Annotated in this window: 24 protein-coding genes, 1 tRNA gene and 1 pseudogene; 21 read left to right on the top strand and 5 right to left on the bottom strand. The window is 72.6% G+C overall.

What is annotated here, in order from left to right; all coding sequences use genetic code 11:
• Nucleotides 1-29 precede the first annotated feature (29 nt).
• Entirely contained in the window at nucleotides 30-938 is a 909-nt protein-coding gene (nudC, locus tag ACPOLA_RS13120; RefSeq protein ID WP_435770886.1) for an NAD(+) diphosphatase, read from the top strand.
• A 47-nt stretch (nucleotides 939-985) separates the two neighbouring features.
• Here nudC and ACPOLA_RS13115 read toward each other — a convergent pair whose 3' ends face one another.
• A complete protein-coding gene (locus ACPOLA_RS13115; protein WP_435770885.1) occupies nucleotides 986-1231 on the bottom strand; it encodes a mycoredoxin in 246 nt (81 codons plus the stop codon).
• Nucleotides 1232-1316: 85 nt separating this feature from the next.
• On the opposite strand from ACPOLA_RS13115, the gene ACPOLA_RS13110 reads away from it, so the two are divergent.
• The 5 genes from ACPOLA_RS13110 (at nucleotide 1317) to ACPOLA_RS13090 (ending at nucleotide 4865) form a co-directional block, all read left to right on the top strand.
• Nucleotides 1317-3443: an ATP-dependent DNA helicase UvrD2 gene (locus tag ACPOLA_RS13110; RefSeq protein WP_435770884.1), complete on the top strand. Its 2127-nt coding sequence runs from the start codon at nucleotides 1317-1319 to the stop codon at nucleotides 3441-3443.
• 129 nt (nucleotides 3444-3572) lie between these two features.
• Complete coding sequence (locus ACPOLA_RS13105; protein ID WP_435770883.1) at nucleotides 3573-3836, top strand: hypothetical protein; 264 nt, start codon at nucleotides 3573-3575, stop codon at nucleotides 3834-3836.
• A gap of 156 nt (nucleotides 3837-3992) precedes the next feature.
• Complete coding sequence (locus ACPOLA_RS13100; protein ID WP_435770882.1) at nucleotides 3993-4259, top strand: WhiB family transcriptional regulator; 267 nt, start codon at nucleotides 3993-3995, stop codon at nucleotides 4257-4259.
• Between the two features lie 71 nt (nucleotides 4260-4330).
• Nucleotides 4331-4486: a putative WhiB-interacting protein gene (locus ACPOLA_RS13095; protein ID WP_435770881.1), complete on the top strand. Its 156-nt coding sequence runs from the start codon at nucleotides 4331-4333 to the stop codon at nucleotides 4484-4486.
• 214 nt (nucleotides 4487-4700) lie between these two features.
• A complete protein-coding gene (locus ACPOLA_RS13090; protein ID WP_435770904.1) occupies nucleotides 4701-4865 on the top strand; it encodes a hypothetical protein in 165 nt (54 codons plus the stop codon).
• Nucleotides 4866-4959: 94 nt separating this feature from the next.
• On the opposite strand, the gene ACPOLA_RS13085 is transcribed toward ACPOLA_RS13090, so the two are convergent.
• Both ACPOLA_RS13085 and ACPOLA_RS13080 read right to left on the bottom strand, forming a co-directional pair.
• Entirely contained in the window at nucleotides 4960-5838 is an 879-nt protein-coding gene (locus tag ACPOLA_RS13085) for a hypothetical protein (RefSeq protein WP_435770880.1), read from the bottom strand.
• Between the two features lie 138 nt (nucleotides 5839-5976).
• Nucleotides 5977-6135, bottom strand: coding sequence for a DUF5679 domain-containing protein (locus ACPOLA_RS13080; RefSeq protein WP_107776774.1), 159 nt, complete (start codon nucleotides 6133-6135; stop codon nucleotides 5977-5979).
• Nucleotides 6136-6273: 138 nt separating this feature from the next.
• On the opposite strand from ACPOLA_RS13080, the gene ACPOLA_RS13075 reads away from it, so the two are divergent.
• The 3 genes from ACPOLA_RS13075 to ACPOLA_RS13065 all read left to right on the top strand — a co-directional run bounded on the left by ACPOLA_RS13075 (nucleotide 6274) and on the right by ACPOLA_RS13065 (nucleotide 9412).
• Nucleotides 6274-7104: an enoyl-CoA hydratase/isomerase family protein gene (locus tag ACPOLA_RS13075; protein ID WP_435770879.1), complete on the top strand. Its 831-nt coding sequence runs from the start codon at nucleotides 6274-6276 to the stop codon at nucleotides 7102-7104.
• A gap of 630 nt (nucleotides 7105-7734) precedes the next feature.
• The gene (locus ACPOLA_RS13070; RefSeq protein WP_435770878.1) at nucleotides 7735-8793 is read left to right on the top strand and encodes a PHP domain-containing protein; all 1059 of its coding nucleotides are present in this window, start codon (nucleotides 7735-7737) and stop codon (nucleotides 8791-8793) included.
• Between the two features lie 52 nt (nucleotides 8794-8845).
• Complete coding sequence (locus ACPOLA_RS13065; protein ID WP_435770877.1) at nucleotides 8846-9412, top strand: M48 metallopeptidase family protein; 567 nt, start codon at nucleotides 8846-8848, stop codon at nucleotides 9410-9412.
• Between the two features lie 196 nt (nucleotides 9413-9608).
• Here the strand turns inward: ACPOLA_RS13065 and ACPOLA_RS13060 are convergent, their stop codons facing one another.
• Nucleotides 9609-10163, bottom strand: a complete 555-nt coding sequence (locus ACPOLA_RS13060) for an NUDIX hydrolase (RefSeq protein WP_435770876.1) — start codon at nucleotides 10161-10163, stop codon at nucleotides 9609-9611.
• Nucleotides 10160-11500: a zinc-dependent metalloprotease gene (locus tag ACPOLA_RS13055; protein WP_435770875.1), complete on the bottom strand. Its 1341-nt coding sequence runs from the start codon at nucleotides 11498-11500 to the stop codon at nucleotides 10160-10162. Before ACPOLA_RS13055 ends, ACPOLA_RS13060 begins: the two co-directional genes overlap by 4 nt.
• Before the next feature lie 75 nt (nucleotides 11501-11575).
• Between ACPOLA_RS13055 and ACPOLA_RS13050 the strand changes: the two genes are divergently transcribed.
• The 12 genes and pseudogenes from ACPOLA_RS13050 to ACPOLA_RS12995 all read left to right on the top strand — a co-directional run bounded on the left by ACPOLA_RS13050 (nucleotide 11576) and on the right by ACPOLA_RS12995 (nucleotide 23935).
• A complete protein-coding gene (locus ACPOLA_RS13050; protein ID WP_435770874.1) occupies nucleotides 11576-12004 on the top strand; it encodes a molybdenum cofactor biosynthesis protein MoaE in 429 nt (142 codons plus the stop codon).
• Nucleotides 12005-12065: 61 nt separating this feature from the next.
• Nucleotides 12066-12392, top strand: a complete 327-nt coding sequence (locus tag ACPOLA_RS13045; protein WP_435770873.1) for a hypothetical protein — start codon at nucleotides 12066-12068, stop codon at nucleotides 12390-12392.
• Nucleotides 12393-12419: 27 nt separating this feature from the next.
• Complete coding sequence (locus ACPOLA_RS13040; RefSeq protein ID WP_435770872.1) at nucleotides 12420-13457, top strand: YlbL family protein; 1038 nt, start codon at nucleotides 12420-12422, stop codon at nucleotides 13455-13457.
• Nucleotides 13458-13483: 26 nt separating this feature from the next.
• Nucleotides 13484-14044 carry a PPA1309 family protein gene (locus tag ACPOLA_RS13035; protein WP_435770871.1) on the top strand — a complete coding sequence of 187 codons (561 nt, stop codon included), beginning with the start codon at nucleotides 13484-13486 and terminating at the stop codon, nucleotides 14042-14044.
• Nucleotides 14037-16976, top strand: coding sequence for a UPF0182 family membrane protein (locus ACPOLA_RS13030; RefSeq protein ID WP_435770870.1), 2940 nt, complete (start codon nucleotides 14037-14039; stop codon nucleotides 16974-16976). Before ACPOLA_RS13035 ends, ACPOLA_RS13030 begins: the two co-directional genes overlap by 8 nt.
• A 4-nt stretch (nucleotides 16977-16980) precedes the next feature.
• Nucleotides 16981-17397 carry a limonene-1,2-epoxide hydrolase family protein gene (locus ACPOLA_RS13025; protein ID WP_435770869.1) on the top strand — a complete coding sequence of 139 codons (417 nt, stop codon included), beginning with the start codon at nucleotides 16981-16983 and terminating at the stop codon, nucleotides 17395-17397.
• A gap of 9 nt (nucleotides 17398-17406) precedes the next feature.
• A complete protein-coding gene (locus ACPOLA_RS13020) occupies nucleotides 17407-18024 on the top strand; it encodes a trimeric intracellular cation channel family protein (protein ID WP_435770868.1) in 618 nt (205 codons plus the stop codon).
• Nucleotides 18025-18073: 49 nt separating this feature from the next.
• Nucleotides 18074-18150: transfer RNA gene (locus ACPOLA_RS13015), tRNA-Met, on the top strand.
• A 238-nt stretch (nucleotides 18151-18388) separates the two neighbouring features.
• Nucleotides 18389-18865 (top strand): annotated as a pseudogene (locus ACPOLA_RS13010) (DUF2397 family protein); the annotation flags it as partial.
• Between the two features lie 47 nt (nucleotides 18866-18912).
• On the top strand, nucleotides 18913-20025 hold the full coding sequence (locus ACPOLA_RS13005) for a TIGR02677 family protein (RefSeq protein WP_435770903.1): 1113 nt from the start codon (nucleotides 18913-18915) through the stop codon (nucleotides 20023-20025).
• A gap of 5 nt (nucleotides 20026-20030) precedes the next feature.
• On the top strand, nucleotides 20031-21272 hold the full coding sequence (locus ACPOLA_RS13000; RefSeq protein ID WP_435770902.1) for a TIGR02678 family protein: 1242 nt from the start codon (nucleotides 20031-20033) through the stop codon (nucleotides 21270-21272).
• Nucleotides 21269-23935 (top strand): TIGR02680 family protein, encoded by a 2667-nt coding sequence (locus tag ACPOLA_RS12995; protein WP_435770867.1) that lies wholly within the window; start codon nucleotides 21269-21271, stop codon nucleotides 23933-23935. Before ACPOLA_RS13000 ends, ACPOLA_RS12995 begins: the two co-directional genes overlap by 4 nt.
• The last annotated feature ends 9 nt before the right edge of the window (nucleotides 23936-23944 follow it).

Here is a 23944-nt window from a genome sequence, read left to right as displayed (position 1 = left end):
GGCGGACGGCGGCCCCTAGGCTCGGGAGCGTGACCTATCCCCACCTCGCGCTGTCGCAGGGCGCGCACGACCGGCTCGGTCTGCTCCGCACCGACGAGGCGTGGCTGGAGGAGCGCTGGTCGGACCCGGCCAGCCGGGTGCTGGTGATCGCCGGGACGAGGGTCCGGCCGGGCCCCGAGGGCCTGGAGTGGCTGCCCACCGCCGAGGCCCCCGACGGGATGCGGCTGCTGCTCGGCGAGCGGGACGGTACGACGTGGTGGGGGGTGATCGTCCCGGCCGACGCGGCGCGCGCCGAGGGCGAGACCTGGCTGCCGCTGCGAGGGCTGCTGCCGCTGCTGCAGTCGTCGGCGGCGGACGCGCCGCTGCTCTTCCACGCCCTGGGCCTGGCCGAGTGGCACTGGGCCCACCGGCACTGCCCCCGTTGCGGTGCGGGGCTGGTGCCGCGCGCGGCGGGCCACGAGCTGCTCTGCACCGGCTGCGGCAAGCCGCAGTTCCCACGGTCGGACCCGGCGGTGATCATGCTGGTGACGGCCGGCGAGCCCGGCGCCGACGACGAGCGGTGTCTGCTCGGCCGGCACCCGCGGTGGCCGCCCGGTCGGTTCAGCACGCTCGCCGGGTTCTGCGAGCCCGGGGAGACCCTGGAGGACGCCGTACGGCGTGAGGTGCTGGAGGAGACCGGCGTCGTGGTGGGGGAGGTGACCTACTTCGGCAACCAGCCCTGGCCGCTGCCGTCCAGCCTGATGCTCGGCTTCCATGCCAGGGCGGTGTCGGAGGACATCCGGCTCGACGACGAGGACGTCGAGGAGGCCCGCTGGCTCACCCGGGCGCAGATGCGGGCGGGCGCCGAGGACGGCTCGCTCGTCCTGCCGGGCGGGGTGTCGATCAGCCGGTCGCTGGTCGAGCACTGGTACGGCGGGGCGCTGCCGGGGAGCTGGTGAGCATGCCCACCCGCCACGGAGCCGTCGTGCTCCGGCCGGCGACCGGGTCAGGCCAGCGAGGCCAGCTTCTCCTTGACCTGCGCGACGCTGGGGTTGGTCTGTGCGGTGCCGTCGGCGAAGACCAGGGTCGGCACCGTCTGGTTGCCGTTGTTGGCGGACTCCACGATCGCGGCGGCCTCCGGCTGCTGCTCGATGTCCACGATCTCGTAGCTGATGCCCTCACGGTCCAGCTGGCTCTTGAGGCGCCGGCAGTAGCCGCACCAGGTGGTCGTGTACATCGTGAAGGAGCTCATCGGACTGTCGCCTCCGCCGTCTAGGGTCTGGCCCTGTCTACCAGGTCCTGTCACAACCGATCTCGCGAAGGAGTTGTTCCCGCGCATGACGCAGTCCGGGCGTCCCGGCACCACCGCCCAGGCAGTCGACCGGCTGCTCTCGGCGCTCGACCCCGAGCAGCGGCAGGTGGCCGAGACGCTGCGCGGTCCGGTGCGCGTCCTGGCCGGCGCGGGCACCGGCAAGACCAGGGCGATCACCCACCGGATCGCGCACGGCGTGCACACCGGGGTCTACGCGCCGACCGAGGTGCTGGCGGTGACGTTCACGACCCGTGCCGCGGGTGAGCTGCGCCAGCGGCTGCGGGCGCTGGGCGCGCCGGGGGTCCAGGCGCGGACGTTCCACAGCGCCGCGCTGCGCCAGCTGCGGTACTTCTGGCCGCACGTGCACGGCACCGAGCTGCCGACCCTGACCGAGTCCAAGATCCCGATGCTGGCCGCGGCCTGTCGCAACCTCGGTCTCCGCGCCGACCAGGCGTTGCTGCGCGACGTCGCGTCCGAGGTGGAGTGGGCCAAGGTGAGCAACGTCGGAGCCGACGACTACGCCCGCGTCGCCCCGGCGCGGGGGAGGTCGGTGGCCGACCAGGCTCCGGAGACGATCGGCCGGGTCTTCGCCGCCTACGAGGAGGTCAAGCGCGACCAGGGCCGGATGGACATGGAGGACGTGCTGCTGCTCACCGCCGGCGTCCTGGCCTCCGACGAGCGCGTCGCCGCGCAGGTGCGCCGCCAGTACAAGTGGTTCGTGGTCGACGAGTTCCAGGACGTCTCGCCGCTCCAGTCCGCGCTGCTGGACCTGTGGCTGGGGGGCCGCGACGAGCTGTGCGTCGTCGGCGATCCCGCCCAGACGATCTACTCGTTCGCCGGCGCCGACGCCGGCTATCTCCGCGACTTCCCGCGCCGGCACCCGGGGACCACCTCGATCGAGCTGGTTCGCAACTACCGCTCGACGCCGCAGATCGTGGGCGAGGCCAACCGGCTGCTCGCCGGCACGCCCAGCGCCGGGGTGGAGCTCCGATCGCAGCAGCCCGCCGGCCCGGCGGTGCGCTACGTGGGGGAGCCCGACGAGGTGGCCGAGGCGCGGGCCGTCGCCGACCGCGTCGCCCGGCTGCACCGCGCCGGGACGCCGTACGGCGAGATGGCGGTGCTGTTCCGCATCAACGCCCAGTCGGAGACCTTCGAGGACGCGCTGACCGACCGGGGCGTGCCCTACGTCGTGCGGGGCGCCGCTCGCTTCTTCGAGCGCCGGGAGGTGCGGGAGGCGGTGACCCGGCTGCGCGGAGCCGCGCGCTCCGGGGAGGCCGACGGGCCGTGGCTCGAGGTGGTCAAGGCGGTGCTGGCGTCGATCGGCTGGACCGTCGAGCCGCCCACCAGTCGCGGTCAGGTGCGGGACCGGTGGGAGTCGTTCCAGGCGCTGGCCGACCAGGCGGCCGAGTTCGCCGACGAGCACGGCGTCGGGGCGTCCCTCGCGACCTTCGTCGAGGAGCTCGACCGCCGCGCGACCGAGCAGCACGCCCCCACGGCCGACGGCGTCACCCTCGCCACCTTCCACGCCGCGAAGGGGCTGGAGTGGGACGCCGTGTTCTGCTGCGGCGTGCAGGACGGCACGGTGCCGATCAGCTATGCCGAGCAGGCCTCGTCGGCGTCCGGTGGCGTCCGCGACGCCGTGGAGGAGGAGCGCCGGCTGCTCTACGTCGGGATGACCCGCGCCCGGCGCGAGCTGATGGTCTCGTGGGCCGCCGCGCGCAACCCCGGCCAGGCGGCGCGGCGCCAGCCGTCGCGCTTTCTCATGCCGATGCTGCCCGAGAGCCAGCAGCCGCAGGCGCCACGAAGCCGGACGAAGGTCGCCCGCTGCCGCGAGTGCATGCAGCCGCTGACCAGCGCGGCGGAGAAGAAGCGAGGACGGTGCGCCCACCACCCGGTGCGCTACGACGAGCAGCTCTTCGACCGGCTCAAGGCCTGGCGCCTGGAGACGGCCCGCGAGCTGGGCAGGGACGAGGACGGCAAGGAGGGCCGGCCCGTGCCGGCGTACGTCGTCTTCACCGACGCCACCCTGGAGCTGATCGCCGAGCACAAGCCGGTCTCGATGGCCGCGCTGGCGCGGATCAACGGCGTGGGCCCGAGCAAGATCGAGCGGTACGGCGAGGCCGTCCTGGCACTGGTGGCAGAAAATCCATGAAGAAATGCCGTAAATGATTTGCGGCGCCGATCCGCGGACCACTACGGTCCTTGACCAGAACGAACCACAGTGCGCACCGCAGCCCTGGCAAGGCTGGCGCCCGACAGACACCGAAGGAGGTGGCGACCGATGGAGAACTACACCGTGACGACCTGGCAGCTTCCGCTGTCCCTGTCCGCGACCCCCGGCCACGCCGCCTCCGCCCTCGCGACCCTCGAGGTCCAGGGCATCGCTGCGCGTCCGACCGCGCCGAACGCCGCCTTTGCGCCGTTCGGCGGCGTCGTCGCCGGCGTCAAGGCCGTCAAGCGGGACCGCGCCACCACCGGCATGGACCACACGTGCATCGACGCCGTGTACGTCCCGGGTCTCCCCGCCTGGAGCCCACCGATCTGACCTAGTCACCAGATCGGCAGCCTCCAGGCCGCGGAACCCGAACAGACCGGGATCCGCGGCCTTCGTGCTTCTCCGACCGAGATTCGCGCGAAGTCGCAGGTCCCACCAAGGAAACGACCAACGCGATCAGGTCAGAAGTAGAGGAGGTGAAAGCAGATGACGACCAGTGTTCTCGAGCCGACGCTGGACGAGCTGCTGCCGTGCCGGTTGAACGACCCGGAGCTGTGGTTCGCCGAGTCCCCGTCGGACGTCGAGGCCGCGAAGGCGCTGTGCCTGGACTGCCCGGTCCAGCAGCTGTGCCTCGAGGGCGCCCTCGAGCGGCGCGAGCCGTGGGGCGTCTGGGGAGGGCAGCTCTTCCTGGCAGGCGTGGTGATCCCGCGCAAGCGGCCCCGGGGCCGGCCGCGCAAGGACGCCGCCGCGTGACCAGCACCGAACACACCGCACGACTTTCCTGAAACCGAACCGAAGACTGGAGCACCACGATGTACGACCTGATGAGTGAAGACCTGGCCCGCGCGCAGATGTCCAGGCGCCTGGGAGAGGCGCAGCAGCTGCGCGTGGCCACCCGGATGGCCCGCGCCCGTCGCTTGAGCCGCAAGGCCGAGCGCGCAGCGCAGCAGGCTCGTCTCGCCCTCGCTCGCGCACTCTGACGTCCGCCTCGCGGACAACAGCGGGACTGGGGGAACGCGTGGCGACCATCGCCACGGCCGCCCCATCAGAACCTCCGGGGACCTCCTCGGAGACACCTGATCGCGGGTGAAGAAGAAGGGGCCGGAACCGACCACCGTCGGGTCCGGCCCCTTCGGCATTTCGAGGTACGGCGGACCGCGGCGGTCCGGGCGCCGGTTGCCTACGCTGGGAGACGTGATGGTCCTGTGCGACTTCTGCGGGCGCCGGGCCGACGGGGACGACCCGCCGGTCACCTGGGTGACCTCGGTCGAGCGCGGGCGGGTCAGGCGGTACTGCGAGGAGTGCTCGCGCGAGCACCTGCGGTCGATGGAGGCCAAGCTCGACAGCGAGTGGTGGTGACGGTGCGGAGGCGGTCGGAGGGCGGCGCCGGGGACCGGCCCCGGTGGGCGGCCTCGGTGGGCGGCCTCGGTGGGTGACGCTGACGCGCACCGCCTCAGGGGAGCTCGAGGACGGCGTCCCAGGAGCACCCGCACCACGGGTGGCGTCCCCAGCGGGTGACCTCCGGGGCGCCGCCCGGGCCGAGGTCCACGGTCGTGGACCAGGTGCTGGGCTCGTCGCCCTCGACGAAGCGGGCCAGGTCGCGGACCGCCCACGCGAGCGCGAGCTGGTCGAGCAGCGGGTCACGCGGGGGCGGCTCCGCCGCGGAGGCAGTGGCGGCCTGGGCGAGGAGCAGCGGTCGACGGGGATCGTGGAGCGACTCGTGGGCGTCGACGCACCGCAGGCAGGCCGTCCGGCCGGGGTCGACGAACGGCCCCACCCGCCGGCCGGCGGCGCTGCCGCTGACCACCAGGTGGGCGATCGAGTCGCGGGTCAGCTGGTCGAGCCGGTCGCGAGCGACCGTGCCGGTCACCACGACGAGCTCGACCGCGGCCTCGTTGGCGCCCGGGTCCACCGCTCGCAGGCCCGCCGCCGCGAGGAGCGGCTCGATCAGCGCCCCGGCGGCGGCGTCGGCCCGGACGGCGACCGCGGCTTCGGCACGCGCGGCCTGGCGTCGTACGGCGTCGGGGCCGAACTGTGCGCGGAGCGTGGTGAGGCTCGGGTCGGCGACCCGCTCGGCCGCGGCGATCGGGACGACCAGGCCGGCCTCGCGGAGCCGGGCGAGCACCCGGTCGGCCGCCGGCGCGAGGTCGCCGGGCTCCTCCGGCAGGCCGCCCATGCTGCTCAGTGCAGCGAGGAGGCGGGCGACGTCGGGGCCGTCGTCGACCCGGACGGACGGTTCGTCGAGACCCACCTGGATCACGCCGGGGGAACGGGCGAGCACGGGAACGCCGGGCCGGAGGGCGAGGCGGCGGCTCCCGAGGATGGACGGCATGCCCGCAGCGTCGCACCCGGGCGGGTCCGGCCGCAGCGCTCATCCACAGGGGGCCCGCCGACCGGCGGCCACCGGAAATGCGTCGCGGGCGGCCCCACCGTGGGGAGCCGCCCGCGACGATCGGTCTGCAGGCCTGTGTCAGGCCTTGCCGAGGATCCGGTTGAGGTTCGTGCCGCACTCGGGGCAGACGGCCTTGGCCATCCGGGTGCCCTTCTCGTTGACCTTGACCTCGCCCTCGGCCTCACGCTTGGCCTTGCACTTGACGCAGTAGAACTCGCCGCTCCAGGTCTCCGCCATGACGGCCTCCTTGCTCATCTGTGTTCGTTGGGTCGTCGCGACGGGGACGTCGGGGAAGCCCGTCGGTGTCCGGAGGGATGCTCCGAACCTCCCTGACCCTACGACACGCGCCTCCTGAGGCGCAGTAGCGTGCCCGGTATGTCTGAACCGGCCCCGAAATCGCCCCTGCCGCCGCCGGAGCCCCCGCTGGCCCACCTGCGCCTGGAGCGACCGAGCGAGGGCGTGGCGCTGCTGGTGCTCGACCAGCCGGAGATGCGCAATGCCATGAGCGACGAGATGACCGCGTCGTGGGTGGCGGCGGTCGACCACCTCGCCGCCGACCCGACCGTCCGGGCGGTCGTGGTGACCGGCGAGGGGAGCGCCTTCTGCTCCGGCGGCAACCTGTCGTGGCTGGCCTCCGACCCGGAGGCGACCGTCGACCAGCTGCGGACGCGGATGCTGCCGTTCTACCGCTCCTGGCTGGCGATCCGGCGGCTCGAGGTCCCGACCATCGCGGCCGTGAACGGCGCCGCGATCGGCGCCGGCCTGTGCCTGGCCCTGGCCTGCGACATCCGCTACGCGGCGACCGGAGCGCGGATGGGCGTGCCCTTCACCAAGCTCGGGATCCACCCCGGCATGGCGGGCACCTACCTGCTGCCCGAGGTCGTCGGTGCCGCTGCGGCCCGCGACCTGTTCCTCACCGGCCGGATCGTCGAGGCCGACGAGGCGCTCCGGCTGGGGCTGGTGTCCCGGGTGGTCGATGGCGATGCCCTGCGCGACGAGGCACTGGCGGCCGCTGCCGCCATCGCCGGCGCGGCGCCGATCGCCACCCGGCTGACGAAGTCGGCCCTGCAGCGCGGTCACGCGAACCTCGAGGCGTGCCTGGACTGGGAGGCCTTGGCCCAGCCGGTCACCCTCGCCACCGCCGACCTGCAGGAGGGCATCCGAGCTGCGCAGGAGAAGCGGGCGCCGGTCTTCGAGGGCCGGTAGGGCTCGGCGGCCGGCAGCGTGACGGGGCCCCAGGTCGGCGGGGTGGCGGGAGGCGCCGATGACGAGCTTGCTCGCCCGGTCTGCGGCGCCGACACGCTCGGCCCCGTTGACCTCGGCCGGCAGCGTGGCGGGAGGCGCCGATGGCGAGCTTGCTCGCCCGGTCTGGGCCGGAGACGCGCTCGGCCAATCGAGCACCCGGCCGGCAGCGTGGCGGGAGGCGCCGATGGCGAGCTTGCTCGCCCGGTCCCTGCGCCGGAGACACGCTCGGCCCATGTAACGCAGCGAGGCCCCCGGTTGGGCGGCCCCTCGCTTGCCTTCCCCTTGCGAGCGAGGAGTCGCGGCCCCGGGGGCCTCGTCCGACACGACGCTAGGCAGCGGCTCCGAGGTCGGTCAATCCTGCCGCGTGTCGGCCTGTGGACAACGCTGTGGACGCGGCTGTGGAGGAGGGTCCGCGCCCGTGGATGAGTGGCCCTGGGTGGTGGGCACCCTGTGGAGGGGGCGCCCACGAGGGGCCGAGCGAACCGGGGCGGGCGGGCGTCGTACTGTCGGGTGACCAGCGAGGATGCAACCCACAGGTTCTTCCACTGCCTGTGGACAGAACTTTTCTGACGGACGCGGGAGTCGGAGCACGTGAGCGAGCACGAGGGGCACGAGGAGTACGCCGGCACGCCGGTCGCCGCGCTGCGGAGGATCGCCTTCCTCCTGGAGCGGGGCCGGGCCGACAGCTACAAGGTCAAGGCCTACCGGGGCGCGGCGTCGGCGATCCTGCGACTCTCGCCCGAGGAGGTGGCCGAGCGGGCCGGTGCGGGCACGCTGACCGAGATCCCGGGGGTGGGCGCGAGCACGGCGAAGGTGATCGTCCAGGCCGTCGAGGGGCGGGTGCCCGACAAGCTGGCCGAGGTCGAGCGGGAGTATGGCGCGGCGCTGACCGCCGACAGCGCCGGGATGGCGCTGCGGGCGAAGCTGCGCGGTGACCTGCACTCCCACTCCGACTGGTCCGACGGCGGCTCGCCCATCGAGGAGATGGCGATGACCGCGCTCGAGGTGGGCCACGAGTACCTCGTGCTGACCGACCACTCACCGCGGCTGAAGGTGGCCCGTGGGCTGTCCGCGGAGCGGCTCGCCCGGCAGCTGGACGTGGTGGCGGCGGTCAACGAGCACCTCGGCGGGTCGGGGTTCACGCTGCTGCGGGGGATCGAGGTCGACATCCTCGAGGACGGCGGGCTCGACCAGACCGAGGAGATGCTCGCGCGGCTCGACGTCCGGGTCGGGAGCGTGCACTCGAAGCTGAGGATGGACGCCGACCAGATGACCAGGCGGATGGTCACCGCGATCCGCAATCCCTTCACCAACGTGCTCGGCCACTGCACCGGCCGGCTGGTCACCGGCAACCGCGGTGTCCGCCCGGAGTCCCAGTTCGACGCGCGCGCGGTGTTCGAGGCGTGCGCGGAGGAGGGCGTGGCGGTCGAGATCAACTCCCGGCCCGAGCGACGCGACCCGCCGACCCGGCTGCTCGAGCTGGCCCGCGACATCGGGTGCCTGTTCTCGATCGACAGCGACGCCCACGCGCCGGGGCAGCTGGACTACCCGCTGCTGGGCTGCGAGCGCGCCGAGGCGGCCGGGATCGACGCCGACCGCATCGTCAACACCTGGCCGCGGGAGCGGCTGCTGGAGTGGGCCCGGCCCTGAGCGCGCCGCGCGTCAGCCGGTGCGAGCGGCTCCGGAGTCGTAGGGTCAGGCCATGGCGCGGAGCAAGCCGCGGGTCGAGGTACGACGGTCGGAGCGCCGGCGTCGTACGGTCTCGGCCTATCGGGACGGCGACACGATCGTCGTGCTCGTGCCGGCCAGCCTGACCGTCGAGGAGGAGCGCGACTGGGTCACCCGGATGGTGGCCCGCGTCGAGCGCAAGGAGCGCCGGCAGTCGGCGCCGCGGAAGTGGACCGAGGCCGACCTGGTGGCGCGGGCGCAGCGGCTCAGCGACGAGTACCTCGGCGGCATCGCGGTGCCCGAGTCGGTGCGCTGGGTCGGCAACCAGCGGTCGCGGTGGGGGTCCTGCACGCCGAGCGACCGCAGCATCCGGCTGTCGGAGCGGCTGCAGCGGATGCCGGACTGGGTGATCGACTACGTCATCGTGCACGAGCTCGCCCACCTGATCGAGCCCCGGCACAACGACAAGTTCTGGGCTTGGGTCGCCCACTACCCGGCGTCGGACAAGGCCCGCGGCTACCTGGCCGGGTGGTCCGACGCGGCGCGACTGCCCCGCCCGCCGTCGGAGGAGGTCGGCACTCCCAGCCGCGAGGTCGACTGAGCTCCATCGAGCCGAGTCGAGCCGTAAGGCGAGCCTGGATGGGTCAGGTCTGCCACCTCGCGCGCCGAAACCTGCCACCTCGCGCGCCGGAACCTGCCACCTCGCGCGCCGGAGCGTGCCACCTCGCGCGCCGAAACCTGCCACTTCGCGCGCCGAAACCTGCCACCTCGCGCGCCGGAACGCGCCACCTCGTGGGTCAGGGGAGGAGGGTGCGGGCGCGGGAGATGAGGTCGAGCATGCTGGGCTCGAGGTCGGGGAGGGCGTCGACGCACCACCAGCGGACGGCGAGGGACTCCTCGCTGGTGATCTCGCGGGCGTCGGGGGAGGCCACGGCGCCGTACCGCACGTCGAGGTGGCTGACCCCGCCGCGAGGGTCGCAGAAGGGCACGACGTGGACGTCGAGCTGCAGGGGCTCGGGGTGCAGGGCCAGGTCGGCGATGCCACTCTCCTCGCGGGCCTCGCGCAGGGCGACGGAGGCCAGCGTGGCGTCCTGCTCCTCGGCGTGCCCGCCGAAGGCGAACCACCGGCCGGCCTTGCGGTGCAGGTTGAGCAGCACCCGGTCGCCGGTGTGGTCGAGCACCAGGGTGCCCGCCGTCAGGTGGTCGGGATACGACGACCGCCACATGCCGTCGGCCGTGGACTCCAGGTGGTCGACGAGCCGGCGGCGGAGCCGCTCCTGGTCCGGGCTCGGCGCGGTCCACGCCCGCAGGGTGGCGAGCGCGTCGGCGTGGAGGCCGTCGGGCGGGGTCACGCCTCCGGGGTCTCGTCGCCCGAGGTCGCGTCGCCCGGAGTCGCGTCGCCCGGGCCGTCGAGCAGCTTGCGGAGCTCGGCATCGAACTCGTCGGCCGACAGCTCCTCGGGTGCGGTGGCCTCGGCGCGGAACGTCAGCGGGTCGTCGAGGTCGGCCGCGGTGGGCAGCAGGTCGGGGTGCATCCACACGCCGTCGCGGGCCTCCTGCCCGGAGCGGGCGCGCAGCCCGCCCCAGAGGGTGGAGGCGTCGCGCAGCCGGCGCGGCCGCAGCTCGAGGCCGACGAGAGCAGCGAAGGTCTGCTCGGCGGGACCGCCGGCGGCCCGGCGGCGTCGTACGGCCTCGCGGAGCTTGGCGGCGGCGGGCATCCGCTCCTCGGTGGCCTGGCTGACCACCTCGTCGACCCAGCCCTCGACCAGCGCCAGCGCGATCTCGAGCCGGGCCAGGGCGGCCGTCTGGGCCTCGGTCTGCGGCGGGTCGAACAGGCCGCCCTCGAGCAGCCCCTGCATCGACTCCAGGTTGGTCGGGTCGATCCCGCGCAGCTGCTCCTGCACGCGGTCCTGGATCTGCTGGGCGTTGATCTCCAGCCCGCGGGCGTAGTCGGTGACGGCGCCGATGAGGTGCTCACGCAGCCACGGCACGTGCGCGAACAGCCGCTGGTGGGCGGCCTCCCGCAGCGCGAGGTAGAGCACGACGTCGTCCTCGCTGACGTCCAGGCCGTCGGCGAAGGCGCTGACGTTGCTGACGACCAGCGCCGCCTTGCCGTGGGCGCCCAGCGGCAGGCCGATGTCGGAGGCGGTCAGCACCTCGCCGGCGAGCGCGCCGAGGCCCTGGCCGATCTGCGTGGCGAGCATCGCGCCGACCGCCTGGCCCATGATCCCGATGAGCGGGCCGGCGGCGGCCTTCATCTCCTCGGGCAGGCCGCTGCCGAGGCTGGTGACCGACCGGGCGGCGACCGGCTCGACGAGCACCTTCCACACCGGCTGGGTCTCGGCCAGCCACTCGGCGCGGCTCCAGGCGGCGGTCGTGGAGACGCCCGACGCGAACCCGGTGGCCGTGTCGAGCCAGTGGTCGGCGAGGCGTACGGCGTCGGCGACGCGGTCCTGGTCGCGGCGGGTCGCCGCCGGGTCGGGCTCCTGGCCGATCGCCTGCCGGGCGAGGTCGTTCGCGACCTTCCAGTTCAGCGGGCCCTCGTGCGGCTGGAGCAGACCCTGCAGCTGCTGGAAGAAGGCCATCCCGCCACCGGGGCCGGGGAACCCGCCGCCCAGGGCGCCGAAGATCTGCTCGAACGGCGTGCCCTTGAACGGGTTCGGCTGGTCGTCGCCCGGCTGGTTGCTCATGCCCCGAATTTACGCCGCTCCACCAACCTCGCGCGCCCGGGAAGACCCCGGCATCACCCTGACTAGGCTGCCTCCATGAGCCACCCCGCCGTCCGCCTCGTCGAGATCTCCGACCAGCCGCTCTCGGTGACCGACGTGCTGGACAGCCTCGACGACGCCACGGCGGGGGGCCTGGTCCTGTTCGTCGGCCGGGTGCGCGACCACGACCACGGCCAGGACGTGGCGGGGCTGTCCTACTCCGCCCACCCCACGGCCCTGGCCCGGCTGCGGGAGGTCTGTGAGCGGGTGGCCGACGCGCACGACGTCACCGGGGTCTCGGCGGTGCACCGGGTCGGCGACCTCGCCATCGGCGACCTCGCCGTCGTGGTCGCGACCACCGCAGGCCACCGCGGGTCGTCGTTCGAGGCCAGTCGGGCGCTGATCGACACCCTCAAGGCCGAGGTGCCGATCTGGAAGCACCAGCGGTTCGCCGACGGCAGCGACGAGTGGGTGGGCGTGCCCTGAGCCGGTGGCCGCAGCGGCGTGGCGGGCCGATCCCGGCGCCGCCCCGGCCTACCCTCGTGCGGTGGAGATCCTGCTCTGGCTGCTGCCGGCGGCCGTCGTGACCCTCGCCGCGATGGCGTGGGTCTCGTGGTGGGGTCGCGAGGGCCGCGGAGAGGTCGACCGCGAGACCGCGGCCCGCAGGCTGGGCGAGGCGCTGTCGCGGGAGCAGCGCAGGCGGCCGGGCTACGCCGTGGAGCGTCGTACGCCGGAGCGGGCGACGGGCGTCGCGGTCCGCCCCTCGAAGGCGCGTCCCGTGGTGATCAGCGGGGACGCGGCCGAGCACGATGCCCCGGCCGGCCCGCCGGCGACCGGCGACGACCAGGCCGCCAGGGACCGCCGCGCGTCCTGATTTCGCCGGTCTGAGAAGGTAGGCGCCATGACCCAGCGCCTGATCGCCGTGTGCATCGCGGGGCCGCTGGTGCTCATCCTCGCCGGCGTCGCGCTCGCCGTGCCGCTGCCGTACGGGTCCTACAGCCCCGGGCCGACCTTCGACATCCTCGGCAAGGACGCCGACGAGGCGGAGTTCGTGCAGGTCGACGGGCACAAGGCCTACTACGACGAGGGCCAGATCCGGTTCACCACCGTGGTGGCCTCCGCCCACGGCGACAAGCTGACCCTGGGCGACGCGCTGGCGCGCTGGCTGGATCCCGACCGGGCCGTCGTGCCGTACGACATCGTCCACCCGGCCGACCGCACCGCGGAGGACGAGGAGATCGAGGGCGCCATCCAGATGACGACCTCCCAGGACGTGGCCAAGGCGGTCGCCCTGGAGGAGCTCGGCCACGAGGTGCCGGCGGCCGTCCAGGTCTCGCACGTGGACGCGGGGAGCCCGGCCGATGGCAAGCTGCTGGTGCGCGACATCTTCCTCGCCGTCGACGGCAAGAAGGTCGAGACCGGTGACGACGTGGTGAAGGCGGTCCGTGCCCACGACGACGGCAGCCCGGTCGTCTTCGACATCAAGCGGGGCAAGCGGGAGCTGGAGGTCCGGGTCAAGCCGGAGATCGACGACGGCACGCCGCGCGTGGGCGTCAACCTGGGGCTCGGCTACCAGTTCCCCTTCGACATCAACCTGCGGGTCGACCCGAGCGTCGGCGGCCCGAGCGCCGGGCTGATGTTCGCGCTCGCCATCTACGACACGCTCACCCCCGGCTCGCTGACGGGCGGCGAGGCGGTGGCCGGCACCGGTGAGCTGCTGCCCGACGGCACGGTCGGTGCCATCGGCGGCATCGAGCAGAAGATCGCGGGCGCCGAGGAGGCGGGCGCGGAGCTGTTCTTCGTGCCGGAGGACAACTGCCCCGACGTCGCCGGGCTCGACACCGACCTGCGCCTGGTGAAGGCGACGACCATGCACGAGGCCCGGGTGGCCCTCGAGAAGTGGGCGGGCGACCACGACGCCAAGCTCCCGACCTGCTGACCCGAGACGAGCGGACGAAGCGAGCCATGGACTACGAGCTGGACGTCGACCCGGCGCTCGCTGCGGCGGTGCTGGAGATCGAGGGACATCACGCGCGCGCCGGGTGGGACCAGCCGGCGCGGCTCTACGCACTGGTGGACACCGCCCAGCTCGTCGAGCAGGAGCCGGCGCTGGCCGCGCAGCTCGGTCTGGACTCCCCGGACGAGCGCGGCTCGCTCACGCCGATCGAGCAGGACCCGCTGCCGGCCGGGCAGGAGCTGGAGCAGGCGTTGCCGGGCATCGTGTGGCCCGACGTGGTCACCGGCTGCGCCGCCGTGGTGGAGCGGCTGGTGCTGCCGCCGTCCGTCGACGGGCTGGTGCCGGAGGACCCTGCGGCCGCCGAGCAGTTCGCGCGCGAGCACCCCGACAAGGAGGACGTGCGTATCGTCGCCGGGGTGACGCGCCACGGCGCGACATACTGTGCGCTGCGGATGCGCAGTCACGACGAGGACAGTGCGGTGATGGGCGGCGTCGACCTGGTGCCGGCCCTGCTGGAGCTGCTGCGCAGCACATTGGAGGACGAACCCATGGGTGGGACCGATGAGTGAGCTGTTCGACGAGGAGCCGGAGCGCCCGGCGCCCGAGCGCTCGGGGCGCCGCGCGCGCGCCTTCGTCATCACCGGCGTGATCCTGGTCGTCGGGTTCTTCCTGCTCACCGCGTTCGCGTCGATCTACACCGACCGGCTCTGGTACAAGGAGGTCGGCTACGGCCAGGTCTTCAGCACCCTGCTGTGGACCCGGGTCGGGCTGTTCCTCGTCTTCGGCGTGCTGATGGGCGCGGCGGTCGCCGTCAACATGCACCTGGCCTACCGCTTCCGGCCGCTCTTCCGGATGGCCGGCGGCGACGGCAGCGTCGACCGCTACCGCGACGCGGTCACGCCGATCCGCAGCTGGCTGCTGGGCGGCGTGGCGCTGGTGGTCGGCATCTTCGCCGGCACCTCGGCCATCGGCCAGTGGCGCAGCTACCTGATGTGGCGCAACGGCGAGGAGTTCGGCGAGGAGGACGCCTACTTCGGCAAGGACATCGGCTTCTTCGTCTTCGACCTGCCGTGGTGGCACTTCCTGGTCGACTTCGTGATGGCGACCGCGATCGTCGCCCTGATCGCCACGGCCGTCGTGCACTACCTGTACGGCGGCATCCGGCTCCAGGTCAGCCACGACCGCCTCTCCGGCGCCGCCCAGGTGCAGCTCTCGGCGCTGCTCGGCATCTTCGTGCTGGCGAAGGCGGTCGACTACTTCCTCGACCGCTACGACCTGGTCACCAACGACCACCGGCTGTTCACCGGCATGAACTACACCGCGGAGAACGCGCTGCTGCCCGCGCGCAACATCCTCGTCGGCGTGGCCCTGATCTGCGCGGTGCTGTTCTTCCTCAACGTGTGGCGCCGCACCTGGCAGCTGCCGTCGGTCGGCCTCGCGCTGCTGGCGCTGTCCGCCGTGCTGCTGGGCATGATCTGGCCGGCGATCGTCCAGAACTTCCAGGTGAAGCCGTCGGAGGCCGACAAGGAGGCCTCTTACATCCAGGCCAACATCGACGCCACCCGGGAGGCCTACGGCCTCAGCGACATCGAGAGCGAGCCCTACAAGGGCATCCCCGAGGGCGACCCGAGCGCCGAGCGCGGTCGCACCGTGCTGGGCCAGCTGACGAAGACACCCGTCGTGGACCCGCAGCAGGTGCGCGAGACGTTCCAGCAGCGCCAGGCCCTGCGCGCCTACTACTCGCTGCCGCCGGTGCTCGACGTCGACCGCTACACGATCGACGGCAAGGAGGTGCCGCTGGTCCTGGGCGTCCGCGAGCTCGACCCCTCCGGCATCCCCGACCCCAACTGGTCCAACCTGCACACCGTCTACACCCACGGCGAGGGCCTGATCGCGGCCTACGGCAACCGGCTGTCCAGCAGCGAGGTCAACGGCCGGATCGTGTGGGCCGAGGGCATCCGCACCGACGAGAACACCGGTGGCGGCGACGACCTGACCAAGGCCGAGGAGTTCGAGACCCGCGTCTACTTCGGCGAGAGCGGGCCGTCGTACAGCATCGTGGGCAAGTCGGGGAGCGGCGCCAACGACGTCGAGCTCGGGCTGGCCGACACCGACAACGACGAGGGCGACCAGCGCACGACGTACGACGGCAAGGGCGGGGTGCCGGTCGGCAGCACCTTCAACCAGCTGATGTACGCCATCAAGTTCGGCGAGCCCAACTTCGTGCTCTCCGGTCGGGTCAACGACAACTCCAAGGTGATCTACAACCGCACGCCGCTGGAGCGGGTGGAGAAGGTGGCGCCGTGGCTCACCGTCGACGGCGACCCCTATCCCGCGGTGGTCAACGGGCGGATCCAGTGGATCCTCGACGGCTACACGACGAGCGACCGCTACCCGAACTCCCAGCGGGAGTCGTTCGACGCGATGATCGACGACTCGTTGCAGGAGGAGACCGGCCTGCAGACGATCCCGACCGACGAGATCAACTACATGCGCTCGGCGGTCAAGGCGACCGTCGACGCCTACGACGGCACCGTCCGGCTCTACCAGTGGGACGAGGACGACGCGATCCTGAAGACCTGGATGAAGGTCTTCCCCGGCTCGGTCCTGCCGAAGTCGGAGATCTCCGAGGAGCTGATGCAGCACCTTCGCTACCCGGAGGACCTGTTCAAGGTGCAGCGCTACCAGCTCGCGAAGTACCACGTCACAGACGCGGGGGAGTTCTACTCCGGCAACGACCGGTGGCAGGTGCCTGCCGACCCCAACGTGACGGGGCGCGCGGTCTTCCAGCCGCCGTACCGGCTGTTCTCGACGGGGGTCGACGGCACCGACGACTGGTCGCTCACCTCGGTGTTCGTCCCGCGGGACAAGGGCACCCTGGCGGCGTACCTGCAGGTCAACTCGGACGCGACGAAGGAGGACTTCGGGCAGCTGCGGATCCTCGAGATCACCGACCCGAACACGCCCGGTCCCGGCCAGGTCGCCAACGAGACGCAGCAGGACGACGTCGTCCTCGACGCGCTGCGCGACCTCAACGTGCAGCGGCAGACCCCGCCGCGCTTCGGCAACCTGCTGACGCTGCCGGTGGAGGGCGGGCTGATCTACATCCAGCCGGTGTACGCCGTACGCACGATCGGTGACTCCAGCTTCCCCATCCTCCAGTTCGTCATCGTGAAGTACGGCGAGGAGGTCGGCATCGCCGAGGACCTGCCGTCGGCGCTGGGCCAGGCCCTGGGCGTCGACCTGGACGAGGGCGAGGAGACGCCAGAGGAGCCTCGGGAGCCCGACGAGGACCCCGAGGAGCCCGAGGCCCCGGAGGAGCCGTCCGGAACGCTCGACGAGCAGATCGCCGAGGCGCTCCGCGAGGCCGGGGACGCGTTCGCCGCTGCCGAGACGAAGCAGGCCGAGGGCGACACGGCCGGCTGGGTGGAGGAGCTCGACCGGGCGCAGGAGGCGGTCGAGCGCGCGGTCCGGCTGGCCAACCGGCGCGACAGCGAGTAGCCCGATGACCGAGATCGAGGTCGTGGAGGCCTTCCTCGCCCGGCTGGAGGAGCTCGACATCGACGGCGCGCTGGAGCTCTGCTCCGACGACGTCTACTACCAGAACGTGTCGCTGCCTGGGACCCGCGGCAAGCGCGCGGTCGGCAACCAGCTCCGCACCCTGGAGCGGTTCGGCACGGGCTTCCGGGTGGAGATGCGCAACATCGCCGCGAACGGCCCGGTCGTGCTGACCGAGCGGATCGACGTCCTGATGCGCGGGCCGTTCGCGATGGAGTTCTGGGTGTGCGGCACCTTCGAGGTGCACGACGGCCGGATCGTGCTGTGGCGCGACTACTTCGACTGGGCCAACTTCCTCGCCTCCGGGGTGCGGGGCGCCGGGCGAGCCGTGGCGGGGGCGGTCGCGCGGCGGCTGGGACGCTGAGCGGCCGCCGTGCTGCTCCTCACCCTCGACCTCCTCGGCATCTTCGTCTTCGCGGTCTCCGGCGCGCTCCTCGCCGTACGGAACCGCCTGGACATCGTCGGCGTGGTGGTCCTCGCGGCCTGCACCGGGCTGGGTGGGGGACTGATCCGCGACGTGCTCATCGGCGATGTACCGCCGCCTGCGGTGGTCGACTGGCGTTACGTCGTCACGCCGGTCGCCGCCGGCCTGGTCACCTTCCTGTGGCACCCGGCGGTCGGGCGGTTCGAGCGGGTGATCAACGTCTTCGACGCCGCGGGGCTGGGCATGTTCGCCGTCGCCGGCGCGCTCAAGGCGCACGAGCACGGCCTCGGCCCGGTGCCGGCCGCGGTGCTCGGGATGGTGACCGCGGTCGGTGGCGGCGTGATCCGGGACGTGCTGGCCGGCCGGGTGCCGGTCATCCTGCGCCACGGCGAGCTCTACGCCATCCCCGCGCTCGCCGGCGCCGGTCTCGCCGTAATCGGGCTCGAGCTCGCCCTGCCTCTACTGCTGGCCACCGTGCCTGCCGCCGTCGTCGCCTTCGGGTGGCGGCTGCTGGCCCTGAGCCGCGGCTGGACCGCGCCCCTACCGCGAGGCGTGCCACCCGGCTGACCCCGATTTTGAAGGCGCACAGCCGATGCCCTAGTGTTGGGATCACCGACGCGGGGTGGAGCAGCTCGGTAGCTCGCTGGGCTCATAACCCAGAGGTCGCAGGTTCAAATCCTGCCCCCGCTACCAAGAAAACCGGCCCTGACCAGCGGAAACGCTGGTCAGGGCCGGTTGCATTTACCCCGAGGATTTGTACCCAGCGGCCAGAAACCGGCCAGAAACCGGGTCGATCACCCCATGACACTCCGCGGTTCTCCGCGTGGTTCCGACCGCGGGCGCGCGGATCTGGGGCGAGTTGATTCGGGTTCAAATCCCTCACTCCAGCTGGTCGGGGACGTGACGGAATCGGCATCTGTGTCGGGTGTCGATGGAAGACTCTGCTGCCGTGACCGACTTGCCAGTCGCTTCGGGTGGCGGCGCCGGGGCCGCGTACGGTCCCTTCGCCTACCTCAGCGCACCCAACGCGCCGATCTACCGGCGCATCATGCGCGCGCTCATGGCAGAGAAGGAGAGGTTCACGGTCCACGTCCGTCCGGAACAGGTGTCTGACGCGCTGCGTGTCGACGGCAGAGAACCGATCGAGGCGCAGGTCGTCGCGGACGCGTTGGAGCGCCTGGCTGACCCCAATTGGGGCAACGTTCTCGCGTTTCCCGACTCGAGTCGGGTGACCGCCCTGGAGGACTTCTACCGCCGCAGGATGCTCTACCAGATGTCGCGTCCGGGCGAGGCTGCCGAGCGGGCGTTGGCCCAGTACGACGCCGCCCTCGGAACGCGTGGCTCCCTGCAGTCGGTGGCTCTTGAGGACATCGTCGTGCTCTTGACCCACCTGAGGGAGACGGTGCCGACCACCAGGCGGGCCGACCGGCCGATGCCGCGCGGACCCACCAAGCGCTGCGTAGCCTTCGCGAGCGGTTCGCGGAGTTGGCCGAGAACGCTGTGGCATTCATGGGGTCGATCCAGCGCACGATCGATCTGCACGACGCCGACGTCGAGGCGTTCCTGGCCTACAAGGAGCAGTTGATCGAGTACCTCGAGCGGTTCATCCACGACCTGCTCACGCGTGGCGCCGCGATCGCGGAGCTGCTGGGCTCGTTCCCTCCTGAGGGAGTGGAATTCCTGGCCACGACCGCCGCCGAGCGCGAGGCTACCGACGCTGCGCCGGGTGAGGCTGAGACGGCCGCGGCCGCGGCCCGTGAAGTCTGGCTGCGGCAGTGGTCGGGGCTGACCGACTGGTTCGTCAGCTCGCAGGGCCGCGACAGTGAGGCCAAGCTGCTGCGCGCCCGCGCGCGGGCAGCGATCCCGTCGCTACTCGCGGTGGTCCGTTCCTTGCATGACAATGCGGGCGGGCGTACGGACCGGACGCACGATTACCTCACCTTGGCCCGCTGGTTCGCCAACCTTGACGATGACGGTGACCGGCACCGGCTGTGGCGCACCGCCTTCGGGCTGACGCCGGTCCGACACCTCAGCGTGACGGGCGAGACCGAGGACGCGTGGGCGGCAGCTGATCTCGGCAACGCCACGCCGTGGGCGGAGGCGCCGGCGGTTCGGATCAGCCCGCAGCTTCGGCGCACGGGCTCCTACGAGCGACGCGGCAAGGCGGTCCGGGTCGCCGACCGCAGCGATGCGAAGGCCCTCCTCGTCGCTCGGGCTCGCGAGGAGGCAGAGCAGACAGCCGCGGCACGTCGCCGGATCCTCACCCACGGGCCACGGCCGCTGTCGGCATTCGGCGAGCTCGACCCAGACGCCTTCCGGCTCTTCCTCGGCTTGCTCGGCGATGCGCTGGCAGCGATGGGCCCGCGCGGCGAGACGGCCCAGGTGCACACCTCCGACGGGGAGCTGACCGTCACTCTGCGGCGGGTGCCAGGTGCCGGCGTCGCGGTGGTCCGCACTACCGAGGGGGAACTGTCCGGTCCCGACCACCTCGTCGACATCGTCTCGGCCGTCGATGAGTCGACCGATGAGGCCGATGAGGCCGATGAGTTCTCGGAGGCGTACGGGTGAGCCGCATGGAGCTCGCGCCCCGGATCTCCGGCGCTCTGGAGGATCGTGAGGCAGAGGGCCTGACCAAGGCGCTGCGAGCGTTGCTGGTGCAGCCGGTGCTCCGCGCGCAGACCGAGCCGGAGCTGTTTCGGCTGGCGCGGCGCCATGCCGACGCGCTGCGGGAGTGGTTCGAGAGGGAGACCGGCTGGCGGCTGGTCGTGGAGTCGCAGACGGTTCGGCTGCTCAGCACGCATGTGCCGCACGGGCCGACGGCGATCGCGATCGCACAACGACACCCGGCCCGCGCCCGCAAGGGCGACCCCGGCTTCACCCGGCGCCGGTACGTGCTGCTGTGCCTCTGCCTTGCCGTGCTTGATCGCTCGGACCCACAGGTCTCGTTGGGTCGGCTGGCCGACGAGATCGTGCTCGCCGCGCGCCAGCCCGGTCTGGAGAGCGTGGAGTTCACCCTTGGGAACCGGGAGGAACGCTCCGACCTGGTGGCCGCGATCCGGCTGCTGCTGGGCTACGGCGTGCTCGTCCGCGTGGCCGGCGACGAGGACGCTTACGTGTCGTCCGGCGGTGACGCGCTCTACGACGTCGACCGCCGGGTGTTGGCCACGATGCTCTCGACTGAGCACGGGCCAGGGCTCGTGGGGACGGCGCTCGGCCCGGGACCCACCATTGAGGACATCGAGGCCGCCCTGCACGAGCCGCCGCCGGCATACACCGAGGACGAGGCCCACCGGAGGCTGCGCCACGCTGTGACACGGCGGCTCCTGTGCGACCCGGTCGTCTACTACGACGAGCTACCGGAGGCCGAGCGCGACTACCTGCTCAGCGGCCAGCGCGTCGCCGTCACCCGACGGATCGCCGAGGCCACTGGCCTCGTGGCGGAGATGCGCGCCGAGGGGATTGCGATGGTCGACCCTGAGGACCAGCTCACCGATGTGCGTATGCCAGAGCAGGGCACCGACGGCCATGCCGCCCTCCTGCTCGCCGAGCACCTGGCCGTCAGCGGGGCGACGGAGGTGACCGCGCTGCGCCGGAGAGTGAAGGCCCTGGCGAAGGAGAACGCCTCCTACTGGAGAAAGACCACCCGCGAGCCAGGAGCGGAGAACGCCATCGTCGCCGAGGCGCTCGATCGGCTGGCGGGCCTCGGCCTCGTCCGGGTCGAGGGCATCGGACCTGAGGCCGTCGTACGTCCGCTGGCCGCGCTGCGTCGCTTCGCCCTGGCAGCGCCGACGATCGCCGAAAGGAACGCACGATGACCAGCCCGAACGGCACGCAGGCACGGCTCCGCCCACAGGACGCCGGCTCGGAAGCGCTGCCTCACCCCTCCACCGAGCGGTGGCAGCCGCTCCGGATCGGGCTGGTCGACCTGTTCTACTACGACGACGAGCAGTTCTGGTTCCACGACGGGCGGCTCCTGCTGCGCGGCAACAACGGCTCCGGCAAGTCGAAGGTGCTGGCGCTGACCCTGCCGTTCCTGCTCGACGGCTCGATCGCGCCGCGGCGTGTCGAGCCCGACGCCGACCCGAAGAAGCGGATGGAGTGGAACCTCCTCCTCGGCGGTGCCCACGCCTCCTCCGAGCGCACGGGGTACTCCTGGATCGAGTTCGGTCGTGTCGACGCCGACGGCATCGAGCACTTCCTGACACTCGGCATCGGTCTCAAGGCGGCCGCCGGTCGAGGCATCGTCAAGCAATGGTGGTTCACCACGTCGCGACGGGTCGGCGACCTGCGGCTGATGGATGAGAACCGCACCGTGCTGACTGACGCGCGATTGCGCGATGCACTGGCCGGGAACGGCCACGTCCACCCCAGCCAACAGGCCTACCGTCGGGCGGTCGACGAGGCGCTGTTCCGCCTCGGCGAGGACCGGTACGCCGCCCTCATCGACCTGCTCATCCAGCTGCGCCAGCCGCAGCTCTCGAAGCGACCCGACGAGCGTGCGCTCTCCGCTGCGCTGACCGAGGCCCTCGCGCCGCTCGACCAAGCGGTGGTCGCCGATGTCGCCGAGTCCTTCCGCTCCCTGGAGGAGGAGCGCGCCGGCATCGCCGATGCCCGAGACACCCTCAAGGCGGCCGCGGACTTCCTCAAGCTCTATCGCGCCTACGCGCAGGTGGCTGCGCGGCGGCACACCACCGGGGTTCGGCTGGCCAACTCCGCCTTCGAGCACGCGGGCCGCCACCTGCGCACCGCCGAGGATGAGCTCGCCTCGGCGTGGGAGGACGAGGCGAGGCTCGACCGCGCCAAGCAGGTCGCGGGGGAGCGACAAGGTGCTCTGCTGGGGCAGGAGAAGGCGCTCCGGGAGAGCCCGGAGATGAAGAACGCCGCCCGACTGGAGCAAGCGGAGAAGGCCGCGACCGACCAGGAGTCGGCCGCCGACAAGGCAGCGCGCGAGGTCGAGCGGGCCAGCGCCCGGGCTGAGCAGGACGCTGCGGCTGCAGCGGAGGCCGCTCGCCGTCACGAGGATGCTCTCGCGGCCGCGAAACGGCACAACCAGGCCGCGGCCCGGCTCGCCGTCGACGCGGGCCTGGCAGCCGACCACCCGTCGATCTCTCGAGACGAGCGGGCGGCCCGGCGTGCCTTGGATGGTCGCCGGGAGCAGATCGGGCAGGTGCGACGCCTGGCCGACCGCCTCCGCGTCGCCGAGGAGGAGGCTACGCGGGCGCGGCGCGCGCTCGACGACGCCGAAGCCGCCGGCGCCCTCCGTGCCGAGCAGGTCCAGTCGGCCTCGGCGGCGCTCGAGGAGGCGATCGTCGGCTACCGCGACCAGGTCCGCAGTTATCTGAGCGGACTCGCCGTCGTGGTTCCTGCCTCGGGAGTGGACGAGCTGACCCAGGTGGCCGCCGACTGGGCGCGCAGCCTGGACGGGGAGTCTCCGGTCCGCGCAGAGATCGAGGCGGCAGCATCGGTCGCGTTGGACGACCTGGGCCGACGGAAGGTCGCCGCAGAACTCGAGATCGACCGTATCGGCGGGCAGCTCGATGAGATCCGGGCCACGATCGCGGACCTGGAGGCCGGCCACGACCCCACGCCGCCCGCGGCACCGGGTCGCACACCGACGGTGCGCGAGGGTGCCGCGGGCGCACCGCTGTGGCGGCTCACCGACTTCGCCGACGGGGTCTCCGCGAGCGACCGGGCGGGGATCGAGGCTGCCCTGCAGTCGGCGGGCCTCCTGGACGCCTGGGTCTTCCCGGACGGCAGGCTCGCCGTCCACGGCGACGTCGTGCTCGGAGCGGGCGGCCCCGAGGTCGCTGCGAGCGCATCGCTGGGAGCACTCCTGACGCCGGCCGTCGGCCCGGACGACGCCGTGCCCGCGCCGATCGTGGCATCGGTGCTCGCACGCGTGGGAGTCGGCGAGGCCTCCGGGGCCGCGCTGTGGATCGATTCGGCCGGACGCTGGGGCGCCGGTCCCGCGCGGGGCGCCTGGGCCAAGGAGCGGGCCGAGTATGTCGGAGCTGGCGCTCGTGAGGTGACCCGACGCGAGGCTCTCGAGCGGCTCCGTGCCGAGGAGGGTGAGCTCGCCGCGGCACAGGGGCGCGCGCGTGCCCTGCTCTCCGAGCTGGAGCAGGCTGCCACGGACGTCGTGGCCGAGCGCGCCGGATACCCCGCGGCGACCGAGCGCGACCTCGCGGCGGCCCATGAGCGGGTGGCTGCCGCCGGCCGCGAGCTGGAGGTCGCCCAAGCTGCTGTGACGCGGACAACGGAGGCGTGGGGAGCGGCGACGACAGCGGCCGAGGAGGCAGCCGTCGGCCTGTTCGAGGCGGCAGCCGATCTCGGCACCGGCACAACGCTGGAGTCACTGGAGGCCGCGTTGGTGGCGGTCGGGACGTACTCGGAGGCACTGGTCGAATGCCGCACCGCGGCACAGCGCGTCGTGGACGCAAAGAGCCGCGTGGGAGGCCGCCGTCGAGCGGGCCGCTGAGTCGAGCAC

This window comes from Nocardioides proteolyticus (assembly GCF_051280635.3).
Classification (GTDB): domain Bacteria; phylum Actinomycetota; class Actinomycetes; order Propionibacteriales; family Nocardioidaceae; genus Nocardioides.
This window is presented reverse-complemented; position numbering and strand designations above follow the sequence as displayed.

Bases quoted from the DNA above. Each gene is read 5' to 3' on its own strand.
- ACPOLA_RS13115 (WP_435770885.1), bottom strand. From the start codon at position 1,231: ATGAGCTCCTTCACGATGTACACGACCACCTGGTGCGGCTACTGCCGG.
- ACPOLA_RS13110 (WP_435770884.1), top strand. From the start codon at position 1,317: ATGACGCAGTCCGGGCGTCCCGGCACCACCGCCCAGGCAGTCGACCGG.
- ACPOLA_RS13105 (WP_435770883.1), top strand. From the start codon at position 3,573: ATGGAGAACTACACCGTGACGACCTGGCAGCTTCCGCTGTCCCTGTCC.
- ACPOLA_RS13100 (WP_435770882.1), top strand. From the start codon at position 3,993: ATGACGACCAGTGTTCTCGAGCCGACGCTGGACGAGCTGCTGCCGTGC.
- ACPOLA_RS13095 (WP_435770881.1), top strand. From the start codon at position 4,331: ATGAGTGAAGACCTGGCCCGCGCGCAGATGTCCAGGCGCCTGGGAGAG.
- ACPOLA_RS13085 (WP_435770880.1), bottom strand. From the start codon at position 5,838: ATGCCGTCCATCCTCGGGAGCCGCCGCCTCGCCCTCCGGCCCGGCGTT.
- ACPOLA_RS13080 (WP_107776774.1), bottom strand. From the start codon at position 6,135: ATGGCGGAGACCTGGAGCGGCGAGTTCTACTGCGTCAAGTGCAAGGCC.
- ACPOLA_RS13075 (WP_435770879.1), top strand. From the start codon at position 6,274: ATGTCTGAACCGGCCCCGAAATCGCCCCTGCCGCCGCCGGAGCCCCCG.
- ACPOLA_RS13065 (WP_435770877.1), top strand. From the start codon at position 8,846: ATGGCGCGGAGCAAGCCGCGGGTCGAGGTACGACGGTCGGAGCGCCGG.
- ACPOLA_RS13055 (WP_435770875.1), bottom strand. From the start codon at position 11,500: ATGAGCAACCAGCCGGGCGACGACCAGCCGAACCCGTTCAAGGGCACG.
- ACPOLA_RS13050 (WP_435770874.1), top strand. From the start codon at position 11,576: ATGAGCCACCCCGCCGTCCGCCTCGTCGAGATCTCCGACCAGCCGCTC.
- ACPOLA_RS13040 (WP_435770872.1), top strand. From the start codon at position 12,420: ATGACCCAGCGCCTGATCGCCGTGTGCATCGCGGGGCCGCTGGTGCTC.
- ACPOLA_RS13035 (WP_435770871.1), top strand. From the start codon at position 13,484: ATGGACTACGAGCTGGACGTCGACCCGGCGCTCGCTGCGGCGGTGCTG.
- ACPOLA_RS13030 (WP_435770870.1), top strand. From the start codon at position 14,037: ATGAGTGAGCTGTTCGACGAGGAGCCGGAGCGCCCGGCGCCCGAGCGC.
- ACPOLA_RS13025 (WP_435770869.1), top strand. From the start codon at position 16,981: ATGACCGAGATCGAGGTCGTGGAGGCCTTCCTCGCCCGGCTGGAGGAG.
- ACPOLA_RS13000 (WP_435770902.1), top strand. From the start codon at position 20,031: ATGGAGCTCGCGCCCCGGATCTCCGGCGCTCTGGAGGATCGTGAGGCA.
- ACPOLA_RS12995 (WP_435770867.1), top strand. From the start codon at position 21,269: ATGACCAGCCCGAACGGCACGCAGGCACGGCTCCGCCCACAGGACGCC.